Below are 17,370 nucleotides of genomic sequence, written 5' to 3'. Positions count from 1 at the left end.
CGAGAGCGGCCCATATAGCGACTAAGCTAGAGGCACCGAAGGCGATACCTATCTGTAAGAAGTTTTGCAGACCTGCCGCTTTTGCCGCATTATCGGTAAACTCTTGTAGCGCATTGTTGACGACTATGGGGTAGATTGCGCCGTTTGCAGCCGCTAAAACCGAGAAAGAAACTAACAATGGCAGCAAGGTATCGAAAGAAAAAACCAGGGTGCTTGCCACGATGGCTAATACACACAAGCCAAATACTGTGAGTAAAACTGAGAGTGTTTTTTCAGTCCCTATTTTCCTTATCAATATTTTACTGGCATAACCACCGACGATAAACATGATCGTCTGTGGAATAAAGCTCAGTCCAATCTCCTTGGCTGCGAATCCATGTTGCTCCATGACAATTGGCCATAAGGTTAGATAGGCAAAGAATGCACCGGAGCAAGCACCGAAGATGATCACGTTCCCCAGATATTTAGTATTGTTTAACAGGTCCCAATTTGAAATTGCGCGAGTCTGACTCGCCTTATGCTTGTTCATTGCTTCTTGGGGCACAAATATGAGTGTCATCAGCATCAGGAAGACGGCTAACCCAGTTAATATCATGAATATACTCTGCCAACCTGTACTTTCTAATACGAATGCGCCTAATAAGGGCGCTAAAGCCGGTGAGAGCGCCACGAGAGGCATGATATTCGAAAATACCCTCTGCGCCTTAGCTGCATCGTATTTTTCTATGACAATAGCTTGCCAGATCACCCCAGCGCTACAAGCGCCTATGGCTTGAAAGAAGCGCGACACATTAAAAGCCAGTACCGTTTCACTGGACGCGATTGAGAAACTGGCAGCAGCAAAAATGGCTAAACCGACTAACAAGGAGTAACGCTTGCCAATACGTAGCACTAATGGACCATATAATAATTGGCCAATGGCTAGGCCTGCGAGGAAACTGGTGAGTGTGCTGGCAACTTGCGCCGGTGATGCCTGCATGGTGTTTTCAATCGCTTTAAACGCAGGAAGATACATATCGGTGGCAATAAAACCTAGCATGCTGAGCAAAGCTAAGTAAGATAGAAAAAAGAAGTACTTGGTATTATTTATTGAATTCATAAAAGTTTACTACTAATAAAAACTAAAGATAATTACATTGGCTGCGCAGTCTAATCACTTGCAATATCGAAGTGAAACGTTTAGTTTTGATGTCATCCTTCAAAAAAATTCACAGCAGGGAATGCGGGTATGCTTTCTGAACAATCACTACAATTGATCGACATGGTCGCACGAGTAGGCAGTTTCACCGCAGCGGCAAATAAACTACACAAGGTACCTTCGGCTGTCAGTTATGCCGTAAAACAGGTAGAAGAAGATTTAGGCGTCACTTTATTTGAACGCCATCATCGCAGTGTCAGCTTAACCTTAGCCGGTGAACATTTCGTTAAACAGACTCGTATTCTATTAACCAACATGGCTTCAATGAAGGATGATACAAAACGGATCGCTAATGGTTGGCAGCCTACATTATCTATCGCCTTCGATAATATTGTCCGTGCAGACAAGATCAGTGTACTTATCGCCGATTTTTATCGGGAATTCACCAATGTTGAACTCATCATTCGTATCGAAGTGTTCAATGGAGTCTGGGAATCCATCGCTAATGGTCGCAGTGATATCGCCATTGGCGCGACGACGGCAATTCCTGTCGGTGGCGAATATCACTTCAGGGATATGGGCGAAATACAATGGGCCTTTTTAGTCAGTAAGCATCACCCACTGGCTAAGATCGATCGACCATTAGCCGATGATGAACTGCGTCAATACCCTGCTATTTGTCTTGAAGATACGTCTCGTGAAATCCCCAAACGTATGACCTGGCTGTTAAACAACCAGCGCCGCTTGGTGGTACCGGATTGGATAAGAGCGATAAACTGTTTCCGGGAAGGCCTGGGCATAGGATATATGCCAGTGCACTTTGCCGAACCATTTATCAAAAATGGCTCTTTAATACTCAAAGATTTAGAGCAACCTAGGACTTCAAGTCCATGTTGCCTTGCGTGGAATGGTGCAAATAAGTCACCAGCCATGGCTTGGGTACTGGATTATTTAGGCGATAGTGAAAAATTACACCATGATTGGTTTCTATAAATACGTTAAATCACACAATATTCATCGCTTGAAGAGGCAAAATGTACTTTGTGGCTTTAACCCCCTATCAAGCTAAGGTATGATTCAATTACTTGCTAGCATGCATAGGGCTTAATCGAAGAATATGGAACTCTTTGACTTAATCACTATCTAAACGACAAGCATCAAGTACAACACTCGATTTTAAGGCTCACTGGAGAGATTTATGACGCAACAGACCATGTATTCAACTGGAGCTGCCACACTAGAAGTGAATAAGCTTCTAAAAAACACCTATATGCTACTTTCGATGACGTTAGCTTTCTCTGCCGTGTGTGCAGGGTTAGCCATGACATTGGCCATTAGCCCCATGATGTCACTCGGACTCTCGATTGGTAGCTTAATCTTATTATTTGTCACCTTGAGAAAAGCCGATACCGCGGCCGGTCTTTTTTGGGTATTTGCCTTTACCGGCATGCAAGGTGCGTCTCTTGGCTACATCCTGAATCATTATGCGGGCATGGCTAACGGCCCACAGTTGATCATGCAGGCTTTAGGATTAACCTCAGTGGTTTTTGTCACCCTGTCTGGCTACGCCATCACCACCAAAAAAGATTTCTCCTTTATGCGTGGTTTCTTGATTGCTGGCCTTGTTATCGCCATCGTCGCGGGTATCGCCAATATCTTCATCGGTAGCGGTGTAGTATTCATGGCACTGAATGCGGGGATTGCCTTACTGATGACTGGCTTCATCCTTTATGATACTAGTCGTATCGTCAACGGCGGTGAAACCAACTACATACGTGCGACTGTCGCCCTGTACCTGGATTTCATCAACCTGTTCATCGCCCTGCTTCATTTGATGGGAATTGGCGGCAGAGACGATTAATCACATCTGAGTATCGGTTTTCCCTCGAGGAAATAACACGTTTCAGTTGCTTTAATGCGTTATAATGGCCCCATAATGGGGCTATTTTTTTGCCCTTCTGAACGTAATTATCTTAGTCACAGCTATTTTAAAGTATAACCATGAGCAAATTTATCATTCAGGTCAATGGCGCAGCTTATTCGAGCTCTGCCAGTTATAACGCCTACCAATTTTCAAGGGCCGCCCTGGAATCGGGTCACGAGATAGTTCGTGTCTTCTTCTATCAAGATGGCGTCTTCAATACGAGTGGCCTCAACAGCCCGGCATCGGACGAGTTCGACCTGACGCGTTCCTGGATTGAATTATCAGAACAATATCGGCTCGAATTGGTTAGCTGTGTCTCAGCCGCGTTAAGACGAGGCATCATCTCTGAGACTGAAGCCAGAGAAAACCAGCTTTCCCATTGGAACATGCAAGCTCCTTTCACTATGGCTGGCCTGGGTGAACTCGTCACAGGCTTAGAAAGCGCTGATCGATTGGTGAGTTTTTAATGAAGAAGCTAACGATTATTTTTCGCCGTGCCCCCCACGGCACGCCTCATGGCAGAGAAGCGCTGGATCTGGCCTTACTCAGTGCCAGTTTCGAGCAAGACGTCAGCTTGATATTTGTCGATGAAGGCGTGCTGCATCTTATACCGGAGCAGCAACCTGAAACCGCGGGGGCAAAAGATTATATCGCGACATTCGGGGCATTGGATTTGTACGATATAGAAACCGTATTGGCTTGCCAGAGCTCACTGGAACGTTTCGGCATGGCCAATAGTGAGTTAACTATCTCAGCAGAAAGAGTCACCAGTAACAACATAACTGAGCAGTTACAAGCAGCAGACGAGGTTTTAGTTTTCTAATGATCTTACACCATATCCAAACTTCACCGAATCAAGACAATGCATTAAGCTGTGCCGTTCACTATGCGGGTCAAACTGACAGTATTTTACTCTCAGGCAATGGAGTGTATGCCCTCTTAGAAGATAAGTGGCAGCTGGCGCTGCAAGATAGACGGCTCTTCCTGCTTAAAAGCGACGTACAGGCCCGTGGCCTCAGTAAGCGACTCGTCGAGTACGCATGTATCGACCATAAGCAATTTGTTCAACAAGCGTTAATTCATAACAAGGTGATCACCTGGTGAACCACATAGATTATCAAGACAAAAAAATAGAGACGGATCACCAAGGCTACCTTAAGCAGGTCAGTGATTGGAATGAAGAGATTGCCGAGATCATAGCCCAAGGTGAGAATATTGAACTCACAACGGCGCACTGGGAAGTAATTTTATTCGTCCGTGACTTCTATCTAGCATTTAAGACCAGCCCGGCGATTCGGGTATTGGTCAAAGCCATCGGCCAGAAGCTAGGTGCAGATAAAGGCAGCTCCAAATATCTGTACAGCTTATTTCCGCTTGGCCCGGCGAAACAAGCGACTAAGATTGCGGGCCTGCCTAAACCTGCAAAGTGTCTTTAATCTGGGATAGTCCAGATTAAATGAATGGCATTTTATGCCAAATAAAAACCTCTACAGAGCCTATGCAGTTCTATAGAGGTGTTAATATTTTAGCCTAGCTGAAATTAACCTATTTTTTCGAGTCCATTCATATATGGGCGCAATACTTGCGGTACTGTGACACTACCGTCTTCGTTTTGATAATTTTCAAGCACTGCCACGAGTGTACGACCTACTGCCAGTCCAGAGCCATTTAACGTATGCAGTAATGCAGGTTTCTTGGCAGATTTTTCCTTGTAACGCGCTTGCATACGACGGGCCTGGAAATCTTGCATGTTGCTACAAGATGAGATCTCTCTATAGGTATTCTGAGCCGGTAACCAGACTTCAATATCATAGGTTTTGCTTGCACCGAAGCCCATATCTCCGGTACAGAGAATAACCGTGCGGTATGGAAGTTCTAGCTTTTGCAGTACTGTCTCGGCATGACCGGTTAATGCATCCAGTGCAGCCATGGAATCTTCAGGCTTGACCAGTTGAACCAGCTCTACTTTATCAAATTGGTGCTGACGAATAAGACCTCGAGTGTCACGGCCATATGAACCCGCTTCACTTCTGAAACAAGGCGTATGAGCGGTGAACTTAATCGGCAGGTCATCTTCATCTGTGATGGTATCACGAGCCATGTTCGTCAGTGGCACTTCAGCCGTCGGGATAAGGCTCAGGCCCTGTCCTTCTTCAGTAGCAGGTTTAGTGTGGAACAGGTCCTCACCAAATTTGGGTAACTGACTTGTGCCTAACAAGCTATCTTCATTAACTAGCAAGGGCACATATGCCTCGGTATAACCGTGCTCATCGGTGTGAAGGTCTAACATGAACTGAGCCAAGGCTCTATGCATGCGGGCAATTTGGCCTTTCATGATGATAAAACGTGTACCGGTTATTTTAACGGCGCTTTTGAAATCTAAGCCGCCGAGGGCCTCACCGAGATCGACATGATCTTTAATTTCAAAGTTAAATTCTTTAGGTGTGCCCCAGCGACGAACTTCGACGTTCTCACTCTCGTCGGCGCCCAAAGGGACTGACTCATCAGGTAAATTGGGCACGCTCATCGCAATGACGCTCAGTTCTGCTAATAAGGCTGACAACTCAGATTTTTTTGCATCCAGTTCGCTACCAAGCGAGCCAACTTTAGCCATGATAGGCGCAACATCTTCACCCTTTGCTTTCGCCTGACCGATAGATTTCGAGATAGCGTTACGGGATGCCTGCAGTTCTTCGGTAGCCATTTGTAACGACTTACGCGTTTCCTCTAACTTACTGAGACGCTCAACATCCAGAATAAAACCTCGGGTGGCCAGACGCTCGGCCGTGACTTCTAATTCGTTACGCAAAAATTTGGGATCTAACATGTTTTATATTCTTAATAGTTAAATGCGAGAAAAAACCAGCTGCTGTCCCAAATAGACCATGAAGATACACAGGCTAAGGTTCAGAGTGATATTTAAAAATGCCTTTAACCAAGCTCCACTCTGAATGAGTAACAGAGTTTCGTTGGAAAAAGTTGAAAATGTAGTGAGTGCGCCTAATAGGCCAACACCAACCATAGCTTTAATTTCAGGACTGACTTCACTGACTTGGCCCAAGGCATAAATAATGCCCATCATAAAGGAGCCCAGAATATTGACTAACAGTGTACCAAAAGGAAATGCAGAGCCAAATAGCTGAACCATGAAAATTGAGATCAGATAACGAAAAACTGCACCAATCGATCCCCCCAGGGCAACAAATAGAATGTTATTCATACCGTTTAACCTCACTGTCCTTGTCGAGCTGAGCAAGATGGGTTAATTTGGCCTTGATGCGCTTCTCGAAGCCATGTTCAGTTGGGTAATAAAATCGACTCTGGGCCAGTCTTTGGGGAAAATAATTCTCTCCACAGGCATAGGCGTTGGGTTCATCATGGGCATAACGGTAACCATCACCATAGCCAAGATCTTGCATCAACTGAGTCGGTGCGTTGCGCAGATGCTCTGGCACCGCCTCTTGACCCGTTTCTCGCGCCAGTTGACGGGCGGCCTTGAACGCAGTGTAAACCGCGTTACTCTTAGGCGCGCTGGCGAGATAGACGATGGCTTGTGCCAACGCGCGCTCACCTTCTGATGGGCCAACGCGATGAAAACATTCCCATGCATTGAGCGCAACGGTCATGGCAACAGGATCGGCGTTGCCTATATCTTCTGAGGCAATGGCAAGGAGTCGACGTGCAATATAGAGAGGATCGCAGCCCCCTTCTAACATTCGACAAAACCAGTAAAGCGCGGCATCGGGCGCCGAGCCTCGAATCGACTTATGTACAGCCGAAATAAGATCGTAAAACTGGTCGCCATTTTTATCGAATCCAGCCAGCTGTTGCCCGGCAACTTCGATGATCATCTGTTCGGTGAATGACTCACCATCTGCTAACATGTCACTCATCAATTCAATTAAATTGAGCGCTTTGCGTGCATCACCATCACACACATTGGCCAATTTATCGGCCACTGCATCGGGTATCTTAAGCCGCTTTTTACCCAGACCTCGCTCATCATCAATCAATGCCTGTCTGACAATTTGAATGATCTCATCATTGGTCAATCTCTTAATCAGATAGACCCTAGCCCGGGATAACAAGGCATTATTGATCTCGAATGAGGGGTTTTCCGTGGTCGCGCCGACAAAAATGACCGTTCCATCTTCGATAAAGGGCAAGAAGGCATCTTGTTGACTCTTATTGAACCTGTGGACTTCATCGACAAAGAGCAAGGTTCTTTGACCACGAGACTCTGCGACATTTTTGGCATGTTCAATCGCCGTGCGGATCTCCTTCACACCAGAGGTTACCGCTGAAATACGTTCGACATGAGCATTGGCATAATGGGCAACGAGTTCAGCCAGCGTGGTTTTCCCCGTCCCTGGCGGCCCCCAAAACAACATTGAATGAGCGCGCCCGGCTTCGAGTGCCTTACGAAGTGGCTTCCCTTCACCTAACAGATGTGATTGACCTATGAATTGTTCCAACACCTCGGGCCGCATACGCGCGGCCAAGGGTCTGAAATCTGGGGCGAAATCGAAACTAAAACTGGACACTTATCTCTCTTCGCGGTTAGTTAACGGCATTTAAGCGTTGATCGTCAATATCAACATCTTCAGGCAGGGTAAACTTAAATAATGACATCTCCGTTTCTGTGATGCCTGTCTGATCTGTTAGCTGAAATGAGCTCACATTGCCCTGTTGATCTGCTAGCACCATCTGAGTCAAGGTCTTGTCTTTGAAGCAGACTTTTACCGACTCGACACCGGCATCGACACTGTTAGGTTTTATATCGAAACAATCACCTTTCGAGGTCACCGAGTATTGTGACCAGGTCGCTTCGTCTCTATAAACCAGCAGGGCTATGGGTGATGCTGTGATCGCTTGATTAAGATCCATCACTGTGACTTGCTCGGCAAAGGGATTATAGATCCACACATCTGTGCCATCGGCGACAATCAAGGATTCGTCGGGCTCGGTCAGATGCCAATAAAACTTATTTGGGTAGGCTAAAGCAAACACGCCACTGCCTGTTTGGATCTCTTTATTGTTGATGTCGGTGACGACCTGACTAAAGTTTGCCTTCAGTGTGGCCACTTCTTCTAATTTTGCTTTTAGTACAGATGATTCATCTGCAACCGCGAGATGGGATGCCATCAAGGGCAGTGCCATTGCCAATAAAATTACGCTTTTTCTCATGATATGTCCTTCTAACAAATGCTGTTATCACCTTGGCCAAAGTTTATGTTCTAACTGCCAAAAGCGTCATTAATAGGTTTTAGGCGGAGGTGGCGCCAGCACCTCACGATTACCGTTGTGTCCCTGAGAGCTAACCACTCCCTGAGCCTCCATATGCTCAATGATACGCGCGGCGCGGTTATAACCTATCTTAAACTTACGCTGTACACTTGAGATAGACCCTCTGCGCGTTTCGGTAACGAAGGCAACGGCTTCATCATAAAGTGCATCGGTATCATCATCTGACTCACTGGCCTCACCGGGTAGCAGAATCTGCTCGCCTTCGGCAGAACCATTGATAATCTCATCGATATATTGAGGCTTACCTCGGCTATGCCAATCTGCGACTACTGCATGAACCTCATGATCGTCGATAAAAGCACCATGCACTCGAATGGGGACACTGGTTCCCGGAGGAAGGTACAACATGTCTCCCATACCCAGTAGAGTTTCCGCGCCCTGTTGATCTAAAATGGTACGGGAATCGATTCGACTAGACACCTGGAACGCCATTCGGGTTGGGATGTTGGCCTTAATCAAGCCGGTTATCACGTCCACCGAAGGTCTCTGAGTTGCGAGGATTAAATGGATCCCAGCAGCACGGGCCTTCTGGGCAATACGGGCTATTAGCTCTTCAACCTTCTTGCCTACAATCATCATCATGTCGGCAAATTCATCCACTATGACCACGATCGAAGGTAATTTTTCTAGTTCGGGCGCCTCAGCCTCCATACTCTCCGATGATTTCCACAGAGGATCGAGTATCGGAGCACCCGCAGCTTTAGCCTGTTTAATTTTTGCGTTATAGCCTTTAAGATTTCGTACGCCTAAGGCAGACATAAGTTTATATCTGCGCTCCATCTCCCCCACACACCAACGCAAGGAGTTAGCCGCATCTTTCATGTCGGTAACGACTTCACACAATAAATGCGGAATACCTTCGTAAACTGAAAGCTCTAACATCTTAGGATCGATCATGATAAAACGTACATCATCGGGGCCAGACTTATACAGTAAGCTAGTGATCATCACGTTGACGCCGACCGACTTACCCGAGCCTGTAGTACCGGCAACCAAGAGGTGTGGCATCTTACCTAAGTCGACCACCACGGGGTCGCCGGCGATGTCTTGACCCAGTACCATACTTAGATGTGACTCATTTTCTGAAAATTCTTTACTGTCGAGTACATCCCGCATGAATACGGTTTCACGGAACTTGTTTGGCAATTCCAGTCCTACGTAGGATTTACCTGGAATAACTTCGACGACTCGAACGCTTTCAGCCAGTAAGGAGCGGGCTAAATCTTTCGATAAGTTAGTAATTTTTGAGGCTTTAACACCCGGCGCCAAGTCTAGCTCGAAACGCGTTACCACGGGACCAGGAAAGATGCCCATCACTTTGGCGACAATATTAAAATCGGCAAGTTTGGCCTCAACCAAGGTGCCGACTTGCTCTAACTCCTCACGACTGATGGGGTTCGTCTTTCTGTTAGGCACATCGAGTAGTGAGATGCACGGCAACGGCGTGATCGGCTTCTTAGCTGGTGCTAAATTTTGACCCGGTAATACCACGATACCATCGACTATTTTTGCCGTGTCTTGACTTTGTGTCTTTACTGTATCTTGTTCTTGCTCCTGGACCTTAGCGACAGCGCCAGTAGAAGCCTGAGTACCGAAATCGATCGTATCAGTCTCGATACTGGTATCTAGATTCGGCATTTCGATGACAAGCTCGGTCTCTTTAGCTTGACTCTGTGTCGCAGCTTCGGCTCTGGCCTCTTGAGCGTGAATACTCGGCTCATGTGGATCTTTATAATCAAGCTCATCGTGAACATCGCTATCATCATTCCACTCGACAGCTTCATCTCTCAGAGCACGTTTCTCTTTAAACTTATCAAACACAGACATGAAACCTCGAGTATCTTCGGTCTCAGGTGCACGTCTGCTAAAGCGCTCGGGTAATCCACGCAGTAAATTAAAAATCCAGATGGCACTGAACCCGGTAAGATCGATAACCGTAAGCCAGCTAATCCCCGTTAAGAGCGTGAAACCTGCACCGACGAAGCAAAGCAATAAGAGTGTGGTGCCTAATTGATTGAAATAAGGCAACATGGCGTCACGGATCACATCTCCAGAAACACCACCGGCAGAAAAATCATAGATATCATTGACGTTCATGCTGCCTAAAGCCGCTAAGCTAAACACGATCAGTAAGAAGCCTATGAGCCGGAGTCCCACTGAGAAATAATCTATTTCTAATAATTTGTGGGTGCGTTTAAACAGCAACCAACCCGTCAATGCCACGATAATAGGAATGATATAGGCGGTATATCCGAAGAAATAGAACAAGACATCCGCCATCCAGGCGCCTACGGCCCCGGTAACATTCTGAATGTCACCTTCGAAGTTAGACTGACTCCAGCCCGGATCCGAAGAGTCAAAACTGCTGAGTGATAGCAGAATATACGTTGCCAGCATGCAGCATAGGATGAGGCTCCCCTCTAAAATTCGCTGCACTCCACTGAGCGTTTTAACACTATTTCCCTTAGCCAAATGAAAACCCATAAAAAGATGAAGACAGGTGAGCTTAAGATACCAAATATGATGGGCTTTTGCAGCGATTAAGCCTATGTTGACGGCATTATTTTTATGCTAATTGATACTAGCGAACATTTTATGCTCAAAATAAAAAAAGGAGCCATAATTGGCTCCTTTTTTGGAAACATACAGCCAAATCTATAGCGTTTCGGCAGTAACGTTGATTGCAACTTTATTGGTTTGCTTAACTTCTTCCATCACTACGTAAGTACGAGTGTCAGAAACAGAGGGCAATTTGAGTAAAGTTTCGCCTAACAAGCGACGATAGGCCGACATATCTGATACACGTGTTTTCAACAAGTAGTCGAAATCGCCTGACACTAGATGACATTCTTGAATGTCATCTAATAATTGAACTGCACGATTGAATTTATCAAATACTTCGGCGCTATCACGATTAAGTGTAATTTCCACAAACACCAGCAATGAAGCACCCAAAAAATGAGGGTTCACTAATGCGGTATATCCATTGATATACCCCTGCTTCTCAAGTCTTTTAACTCTCTCAAGGCAAGGTGTGGGACTTAAACCTACTCGTTTAGACAGCTCTACATTAGAAATGCGTCCGTCGGTCTGTAACTCATTAAGTATGTTTCGATCTATACGATCTAAGTCTTTTATAGGACTCTTTTTATTATTAAGCATATTTTTAACCTTGCTTTATTACTAAAACAACATTTATCACTACGTATGTCAAAAGTTCAGCAGCATAAACTGCTGAACTAATACTATACTAGATTTTCCTGAAACAATCACGTTCAGGACACGACAAAATAACAATTAAACCCATAAAACATGGGTTATTATGCAGATTGAGGCTCGAAGATGATAATTGGTGTACCTAAAGAAATCAAAAACCACGAGTATCGTGTTGGTATGGTCCCTTCCAGTGTGCGTGAATTGACTATTAAAGGTCATAAAGTATTCATTGAAACTAATGCTGGTAACGGAATTGGTTTCACAGATCAAGATTATATCGATGTTGGGGCATCTATTTTAGGCACAGCAGCAGAAGTATTTGCCAAGTCTGAGATGATCGTTAAGGTGAAGGAACCACAAGCTGTAGAACGTGCTATGTTGCGTGAAGACCAGCTGTTATTTACCTATTTACACTTGGCACCCGATCTTCCACAAACTGAAGGCTTAATCAAAAGTGGAGCTGTTTGTATCGCCTATGAAACCGTCACCGATGACCGTGGCGCCCTTCCCTTACTCGCACCAATGTCTGAAGTCGCTGGCCGTATGTCTATTCAAGCTGGCGCCATGGCCTTAGAAAAGTCTATGGGTGGACGTGGCATGCTACTTGGCGGCGTACCAGGTGTTGAGCCTGCTAAAGTCGTCATTATTGGCGGTGGTATAGTGGGTACCAACGCGGCGCAGATGGCTGTAGGCCTAGGTGCCGATGTCGTGATCTTAGACCGTAGCATAGATGCACTTCGTCGCCTTAATGCCCAGTTTGATAATCGCGTTAAAGCCATCTACTCCACAGCAGCGGCCATCGAAAAACATGTATTGGAAGCCGATCTTGTCATTGGTGGTGTACTGGTCCCTGGCGCGGCGGCACCTAAACTAGTGACTAAAGAGCATATCGCTAAGATGAAGCCTGGCTCTGCTATCGTCGATGTTGCAATCGACCAAGGTGGTTGTATCGAAACGTCACATGCGACCACACACGAAGACCCAACGTATATCGTCGATGATGTGGTGCATTACTGTGTGGCTAACATGCCTGGCGCCGTTGCACGTACTTCTACGTTTGCACTGAACAATGCCACATTACCCTACATCATTAAGCTAGCCGATCTTGGTTATAGAAAAGCCCTACTCCAAGATAAGCATCTACTTAATGGCCTAAATGTCATGCACGGTAAGATCACCTGTAAAGAGGTCGCCGAAGCATTAAACCTTGAGTTCGTCGAGCCAAAGATTTTACTCAACTAATTCACCAGAATGAGTTGGTGATACTAAAGGGAGCCTAGGCTCCCTTTTTTTCGATTAGCACAATCTAAAAGAATCCTCATACAAGACTTTACCCCATGTAGGAAATTCCATACAATCGCAGCAATTTGCTAAAAAGCACGGAGAAAAGAATGAGTCAAGTTAGACACTGTGAACTGTTGATTTTAGGTTCTGGCCCAGCGGGCTACACTGCTGCAGTATATGCTGCTCGCGCAAACCTGAAGCCAGTTTTAATAACAGGTATACAGCAAGGCGGTCAGCTTACTACCACAACAGAAGTTGAAAACTGGCCAGGCGATGCAGATGATCTCACCGGTCCGGCATTGATGGAGCGTATGCAGAAGCACGCAGAAAAATTTGATACTGAAATCATTTTTGACCACATCAACGAAGTCAACCTCAACGTTCGTCCGTTTCAGCTAAAGGGCGACAACGGTGAGTTCACTTGTGATGCACTCATCATCTCAACAGGCGCTTCAGCCATGTATCTTGGTTTAGATTCTGAAGAAGCATTCAAGGGCAAGGGTGTTTCAGCCTGTGCAACCTGTGATGGTTTCTTCTACCGTAACCAAAAGGTTGCCGTTGTCGGCGGCGGTAATACCGCTGTAGAAGAAGCACTTTACCTCAGTAACATCGCCTCTGAAGTTCATCTTATTCATCGCCGAGATACATTCCGCAGTGAAAAAATATTGACCAAGCGCCTCATGGATAAGGTTGAAAATGGCAACATTATTCTCCACTTAGACAATACACTCGATGAAGTTGTTGGCGATCAGATGGGCGTTACCGGTCTTAAAATGAAGAGCACTAAAGATGGTGTTATCACAGAACTTGAATTAATGGGCGTTTTCATTGCCATCGGTCACAGCCCAAATACTGGCATGTTCGAAGGTCAATTAGAGATGAGCAATGGCTACATCAAGGTACAAAGTGGTCTGAATGGCAACGCCACTCAAGCAAGTATCGAAGGTGTTTTTGCTGCAGGTGACGTGATGGATCAACACTACCGTCAAGCAATCACTTCGGCTGGCACAGGTTGTATGGCTGCACTTGACGCCGAACGTTACTTAGACGCACTCAAGTAACCCGCGTTATTTCACATGAACATTATAAATAGTAGGCAATAGCCTACTATTTTTTTGCCTAAAATTCCTCGTTGAGAAAATTATAGGCATAAAAAAAGGGACCCAAAGGTCCCTTTAATCAAGATGAATCAACTAATTACTTAGCTAATGCGTCTTTTGCTCTCTCAACCAAAGTTGTAAATACAACTTTGTCGAATACAGCGATGTCAGCTAGGATCTTACGATCGATTTCAATAGAGGCTTTTTTCAAACCATTAATGAAACGGCTGTAAGACAGACCATTTTGACGAGCTGCCGCATTGATACGTGCAATCCAAAGTTGACGGAATTGACGTTTCTTCTGACGACGGTCACGGTAGGCATATTGACCAGCTTTAGTTACTGCTTGCTTAGCAACACGGTAAGTACGTGAGCGAGCTCCGTAATAACCTTTGGCTAGTTTTAGTACTTTCTTGTGACGAGCACGAGCGGTTACACCACGCTTAACTCTAGGCATTGTTTATTGCTCCTTTATTAAGCGTATGGTAGTTGACGTGCAATTGCTGGCATGTCGGCTTTGCTAACTAAACATTTGGCACGTAAGTGACGTTTACGCTTAGTGCTTTTCTTGGTCAAGATGTGACGTAAATGAGCTTGCTTACGTTTGAAACCATTGGCGGTTTTCTTAAAACGCTTCGCTACACCCTTGTCAGTTTTCATTTTAGGCATTGCTAAAACTCCGCATTGGGATATTAATAAAACGCAAGGCGAGCAGAGACCTTAACGATCCCTACTACTTTTATTTGGCCCTACTATTTCTTTTTCGGCGCGAGTACCATCACAGCTTGGCGACCTTCCATTTTCGGGAAGGACTCAACTACTGCTATCTCAGCCAAATCATCTTTAATACGATTCAAAAGTTTCATACCAAGATTTTGGTGAGCCATCTCACGACCACGGAAACGCAGCGTAACTTTCGCTTTATCACCGTCAGTTAGAAAACGAATCAGGTTGCGTAGTTTTACCTGATAATCATTTTCATCGGTACCGGGACGGAATTTAACTTCCTTCACCTGCACGATTTTCTGCTTCTTTTTTTGTTCCTTTTGAGCTTTCGCCTTATCAAAAAGGAACTTCCCGTAGTCCATTATACGGCAAACCGGCGGCTCAGCGTTAGGACTAATTTCAACAAGATCTACACCTGCTTCATCAGCCAGTTCCTGTGCTTCGCTAATTGATACTACTCCAATAGGCTCACCTTCAAGACCGTTCAAACGCACTTGTTGCACACCGGTGATGAGTTCGTTTATTCTATTCGGGGCCGCCTGGCGCCCTGCTGTTTTTTTGATCTTTATGACCTAATCCTCCAACAAAATGAGACTACGGAGCGAAATTTGCTTATTGATTTTGGCCGCGAAATCTTCGATTCGCATTTTGCCTAAGTCAACACCATCTCTGGTACGCACCGCAACTTCCTTATTTTCAATTTCTTGATCGCCTACGACCAATAAATAAGGAACACGCCTTAAGGTGTGCTCACGTATTTTAAAGCCTATCTTCTCATTCCTCAAGTCTTTAGAGGCACGAATTCCGTTTTCTTTTAATAAATTGACTACTTCATCGACATAATCTGACTGTTTGTCAGTAATGTTCATGACGACGACTTGCATTGGCGCTAACCAAGTCGGAAATTTACCCGCATACTCTTCGATAAGAATACCCAAGAATCGCTCTAGTGAACCTAATATTGCACGATGAATCATCACTGGCGTCTGTCGGCTGTTATCTTCGGCGACATAAGTCGCACCTAAACGACCAGGAAGCGCATAATCGAGTTGAACCGTACCACACTGCCAAGCACGATCTAGACAGTCGTGTAATGTGAACTCGATCTTAGGTCCATAGAAGGCGCCTTCGCCAGGTAATATATCAAATTCTATGTCATTAGCGACCAGGGCTTGCTTAAGCGCTTCTTCGGCTCTATCCCACATCTCATCGTCACCGATACGCTGCTCAGGGCGAGTCGAGAGTTTAACGACAATATTTTTAAAGCCGAATGTTGCGTAAGTATCATAAACCATCTGGATACAGGCACTGACTTCTTGCTGTACCTGATCTTCTGTACAGAAGATATGGGCATCATCTTGAGTGAAACCACGAACACGCATTAGGCCATGGAGTGAACCCGATGGTTCATTACGATGACAACAACCGAACTCAGCCATACGCAGTGGAAGATCGCGATATGATTTAAGGCCTTGGTTAAAGATCTGTACGTGACCCGGACAGTTCATCGGCTTAATTGCGTACTCACGATTTTCAGACTTAGTGGTGAACATGGCCTCTGAATACTTATCCCAGTGACCGGAACGTTCCCAAAGCACACGATCCATCATTAACGGACCTTTCACTTCCTGATAAGTGTACTGACCTAGCTTTTGGCGAATGAATTTCTCAAGCTCCAGGTACAAGGTCCAACCATCGTTATGCCAAAACACCATTCCAGGTGCTTCTTCTTGCATATGATACAAGTCGAGTTGCTTACCTATCTTACGATGATCGCGCTTAGCCGCTTCTTCTAAACGGTTAAGATGTACCTTAAGGGCTTTCTTATCAGCCCATGCGGTTCCGTAGACACGTTGCAACATTTTATTATCAGAGTTACCGCGCCAGTAGGCCCCTGCAACACTCATCAACTTAAAGTGTTGGCAGAATCTCATGTTCGGTACATGAGGTCCGCGGCACATATCGACATATTCTTCATGATGATATAGCGCAGGCTGGTCATCTTTACTGATGTTCTCATCTAAGATGGCCATCTTGTAAATTTCGCCGCGAGCTTCAAATGTGTCGCGGGCGACTTGCCAGCTATCCACTCGTTTCTCAACTTTATAGTTTGTCTTTGCAAGTTGAGTCATACGCTTCTGTAGCGCATCTATGTCTTCCTGGGTCAGCTTGTGCTCAAGATCGATATCATAATAGAAACCATTATCAATAACCGGACCGATCGCCATTTTAGCTTCTGGCCATAATTGCTTGAATGCATGACCAAGTAGATGAGCACAGGAATGACGAAGTATCTCTACACCCTCTTCGTCTTTAGCTGTGATGATCGATAACTCAGAATCTGTGTCTATGATGTCACAAGCATCTTTAAGCTCACCGTTCACTCGACCGGCGATACATGCTTTCGCAAGACCAGGGCCAATATCAGCGGCAACATCTAAAGTAGAAACCGGGTTAGCAAACTCACGTTTGCTTCCGTCAGGAAGTGTAATAACAGGCATGAAAAATCCTTATCCAGTGGTGACCCCCACGCAGGGCCACTTGCTAATATAGAGGTAAAGTAGAAGCACCAATGGGGTAAGCCATTACAAGAGTCTTAATCACCTTAGGCGCAAGCGAGTAATTCTACGAGATCTGTACCCGTGAGTGCAAGCATAAAAACGCAGTGGAGCAGG

General features: G+C 45.4%; 19 protein-coding genes. 8 read left to right on the top strand and 11 right to left on the bottom strand.

The features are described from left to right. Positions 1-1,099 (bottom strand): purine nucleoside transporter PunC (gene punC, locus HRU42_RS17645; protein WP_295032965.1); only part of this gene is annotated, 1,099 nt, incomplete at its 3' end. 129 nt (positions 1,100-1,228) lie between these two features. Here punC and punR point away from each other — a divergent pair. The 6 genes from punR to HRU42_RS17615 all read left to right on the top strand — a co-directional run bounded on the left by punR (position 1,229) and on the right by HRU42_RS17615 (position 4,498). Continuing rightward, entirely contained in the window at positions 1,229-2,131 is a 903-nt protein-coding gene (punR, locus tag HRU42_RS17640) for a DNA-binding transcriptional activator PunR (protein WP_295032961.1), read from the top strand. A 205-nt stretch (positions 2,132-2,336) separates the two neighbouring features. After that, positions 2,337-2,999: a Bax inhibitor-1/YccA family protein gene (locus HRU42_RS17635; RefSeq protein ID WP_295032959.1), complete on the top strand. Its 663-nt coding sequence runs from the start codon at positions 2,337-2,339 to the stop codon at positions 2,997-2,999. A 140-nt stretch (positions 3,000-3,139) separates the two neighbouring features. Further along, entirely contained in the window at positions 3,140-3,529 is a 390-nt protein-coding gene (tusD, locus tag HRU42_RS17630) for a sulfurtransferase complex subunit TusD (protein WP_295032958.1), read from the top strand. Beyond that, positions 3,529-3,885 (top strand): sulfurtransferase complex subunit TusC, encoded by a 357-nt coding sequence (gene tusC / locus HRU42_RS17625; protein WP_295032955.1) that lies wholly within the window; start codon positions 3,529-3,531, stop codon positions 3,883-3,885. Before tusD ends, tusC begins: the two co-directional genes overlap by 1 nt. After that, on the top strand, positions 3,885-4,166 hold the full coding sequence (gene tusB / locus HRU42_RS17620; protein ID WP_295032954.1) for a sulfurtransferase complex subunit TusB: 282 nt from the start codon (positions 3,885-3,887) through the stop codon (positions 4,164-4,166). Before tusC ends, tusB begins: the two co-directional genes overlap by 1 nt. Continuing rightward, complete coding sequence (locus tag HRU42_RS17615) at positions 4,160-4,498, top strand: TusE/DsrC/DsvC family sulfur relay protein (RefSeq protein ID WP_295032975.1); 339 nt, start codon at positions 4,160-4,162, stop codon at positions 4,496-4,498. The genes tusB and HRU42_RS17615 overlap by 7 nt, the downstream gene beginning before the upstream one ends. 104 nt (positions 4,499-4,602) lie before the next feature. On the opposite strand, the gene serS is transcribed toward HRU42_RS17615, so the two are convergent. From serS to lrp, 6 genes are all read right to left on the bottom strand, one after another. After that, positions 4,603-5,889, bottom strand: a complete 1,287-nt coding sequence (serS, locus tag HRU42_RS17610) for a serine--tRNA ligase (protein WP_295032952.1) — start codon at positions 5,887-5,889, stop codon at positions 4,603-4,605. Between the two features lie 18 nt (positions 5,890-5,907). Beyond that, positions 5,908-6,282, bottom strand: a complete 375-nt coding sequence (crcB, locus tag HRU42_RS17605) for a fluoride efflux transporter CrcB (protein ID WP_295032951.1) — start codon at positions 6,280-6,282, stop codon at positions 5,908-5,910. Further along, on the bottom strand, positions 6,275-7,606 hold the full coding sequence (locus HRU42_RS17600; protein ID WP_295032949.1) for a replication-associated recombination protein A: 1,332 nt from the start codon (positions 7,604-7,606) through the stop codon (positions 6,275-6,277). The genes crcB and HRU42_RS17600 overlap by 8 nt, the downstream gene beginning before the upstream one ends. A 16-nt stretch (positions 7,607-7,622) precedes the next feature. Next, positions 7,623-8,249, bottom strand: a complete 627-nt coding sequence (gene lolA / locus HRU42_RS17595) for an outer membrane lipoprotein chaperone LolA (RefSeq protein WP_295032947.1) — start codon at positions 8,247-8,249, stop codon at positions 7,623-7,625. Between the two features lie 69 nt (positions 8,250-8,318). After that, positions 8,319-10,841 carry a DNA translocase FtsK gene (locus tag HRU42_RS17590; RefSeq protein WP_295032945.1) on the bottom strand — a complete coding sequence of 841 codons (2,523 nt, stop codon included), beginning with the start codon at positions 10,839-10,841 and terminating at the stop codon, positions 8,319-8,321. A 183-nt stretch (positions 10,842-11,024) separates the two neighbouring features. Then, on the bottom strand, positions 11,025-11,531 hold the full coding sequence (gene lrp, locus HRU42_RS17585; protein WP_144046655.1) for a leucine-responsive transcriptional regulator Lrp: 507 nt from the start codon (positions 11,529-11,531) through the stop codon (positions 11,025-11,027). 180 nt (positions 11,532-11,711) lie between these two features. On the opposite strand from lrp, the gene ald reads away from it, so the two are divergent. Both ald and trxB read left to right on the top strand, forming a co-directional pair. After that, positions 11,712-12,827, top strand: coding sequence for an alanine dehydrogenase (gene ald, locus HRU42_RS17580; protein WP_295032944.1), 1,116 nt, complete (start codon positions 11,712-11,714; stop codon positions 12,825-12,827). A gap of 149 nt (positions 12,828-12,976) precedes the next feature. Beyond that, positions 12,977-13,930: a thioredoxin-disulfide reductase gene (gene trxB, locus HRU42_RS17575; RefSeq protein WP_295032942.1), complete on the top strand. Its 954-nt coding sequence runs from the start codon at positions 12,977-12,979 to the stop codon at positions 13,928-13,930. A 136-nt stretch (positions 13,931-14,066) separates the two neighbouring features. Here trxB and rplT read toward each other — a convergent pair whose 3' ends face one another. The 4 genes from rplT to thrS form a co-directional block, all read right to left on the bottom strand. Further along, positions 14,067-14,426, bottom strand: a complete 360-nt coding sequence (gene rplT / locus HRU42_RS17570; protein WP_144046658.1) for a 50S ribosomal protein L20 — start codon at positions 14,424-14,426, stop codon at positions 14,067-14,069. A gap of 17 nt (positions 14,427-14,443) precedes the next feature. Next, positions 14,444-14,638: a 50S ribosomal protein L35 gene (gene rpmI / locus HRU42_RS17565; protein WP_005503401.1), complete on the bottom strand. Its 195-nt coding sequence runs from the start codon at positions 14,636-14,638 to the stop codon at positions 14,444-14,446. A gap of 83 nt (positions 14,639-14,721) precedes the next feature. Then, entirely contained in the window at positions 14,722-15,264 is a 543-nt protein-coding gene (gene infC / locus HRU42_RS17560) for a translation initiation factor IF-3 (RefSeq protein ID WP_295032970.1), read from the bottom strand. A 3-nt stretch (positions 15,265-15,267) separates the two neighbouring features. Continuing rightward, positions 15,268-17,196, bottom strand: coding sequence for a threonine--tRNA ligase (thrS, locus tag HRU42_RS17555; RefSeq protein WP_295032939.1), 1,929 nt, complete (start codon positions 17,194-17,196; stop codon positions 15,268-15,270). Positions 17,197-17,370 lie beyond the last annotated feature (174 nt).

It is taken from the genome of Shewanella sp., assembly GCF_013214165.1.
Taxonomy (GTDB): domain Bacteria; phylum Pseudomonadota; class Gammaproteobacteria; order Enterobacterales; family Shewanellaceae; genus Shewanella.
The sequence above is the reverse complement of the archived record's forward strand: the minus strand, read 5'-3'. Positions and strand labels throughout refer to the sequence as shown.

Bases quoted from the DNA above. Each gene is read 5' to 3' on its own strand.
- serS (WP_295032952.1), bottom strand. From the start codon at position 5,889: ATGTTAGATCCCAAATTTTTGCGTAACGAATTAGAAGTCACGGCCGAG.
- rplT (WP_144046658.1), bottom strand. From the start codon at position 14,426: ATGCCTAGAGTTAAGCGTGGTGTAACCGCTCGTGCTCGTCACAAGAAA.
- crcB (WP_295032951.1), bottom strand. From the start codon at position 6,282: ATGAATAACATTCTATTTGTTGCCCTGGGGGGATCGATTGGTGCAGTT.
- HRU42_RS17635 (WP_295032959.1), top strand. From the start codon at position 2,337: ATGACGCAACAGACCATGTATTCAACTGGAGCTGCCACACTAGAAGTG.
- lolA (WP_295032947.1), bottom strand. From the start codon at position 8,249: ATGAGAAAAAGCGTAATTTTATTGGCAATGGCACTGCCCTTGATGGCA.
- ald (WP_295032944.1), top strand. From the start codon at position 11,712: ATGATAATTGGTGTACCTAAAGAAATCAAAAACCACGAGTATCGTGTT.
- lrp (WP_144046655.1), bottom strand. From the start codon at position 11,531: ATGCTTAATAATAAAAAGAGTCCTATAAAAGACTTAGATCGTATAGAT.
- rpmI (WP_005503401.1), bottom strand. From the start codon at position 14,638: ATGCCTAAAATGAAAACTGACAAGGGTGTAGCGAAGCGTTTTAAGAAA.
- punR (WP_295032961.1), top strand. From the start codon at position 1,229: ATGCTTTCTGAACAATCACTACAATTGATCGACATGGTCGCACGAGTA.
- tusB (WP_295032954.1), top strand. From the start codon at position 3,885: ATGATCTTACACCATATCCAAACTTCACCGAATCAAGACAATGCATTA.
- trxB (WP_295032942.1), top strand. From the start codon at position 12,977: ATGAGTCAAGTTAGACACTGTGAACTGTTGATTTTAGGTTCTGGCCCA.
- tusD (WP_295032958.1), top strand. From the start codon at position 3,140: ATGAGCAAATTTATCATTCAGGTCAATGGCGCAGCTTATTCGAGCTCT.
- tusC (WP_295032955.1), top strand. From the start codon at position 3,529: ATGAAGAAGCTAACGATTATTTTTCGCCGTGCCCCCCACGGCACGCCT.
- thrS (WP_295032939.1), bottom strand. From the start codon at position 17,196: ATGCCTGTTATTACACTTCCTGACGGAAGCAAACGTGAGTTTGCTAAC.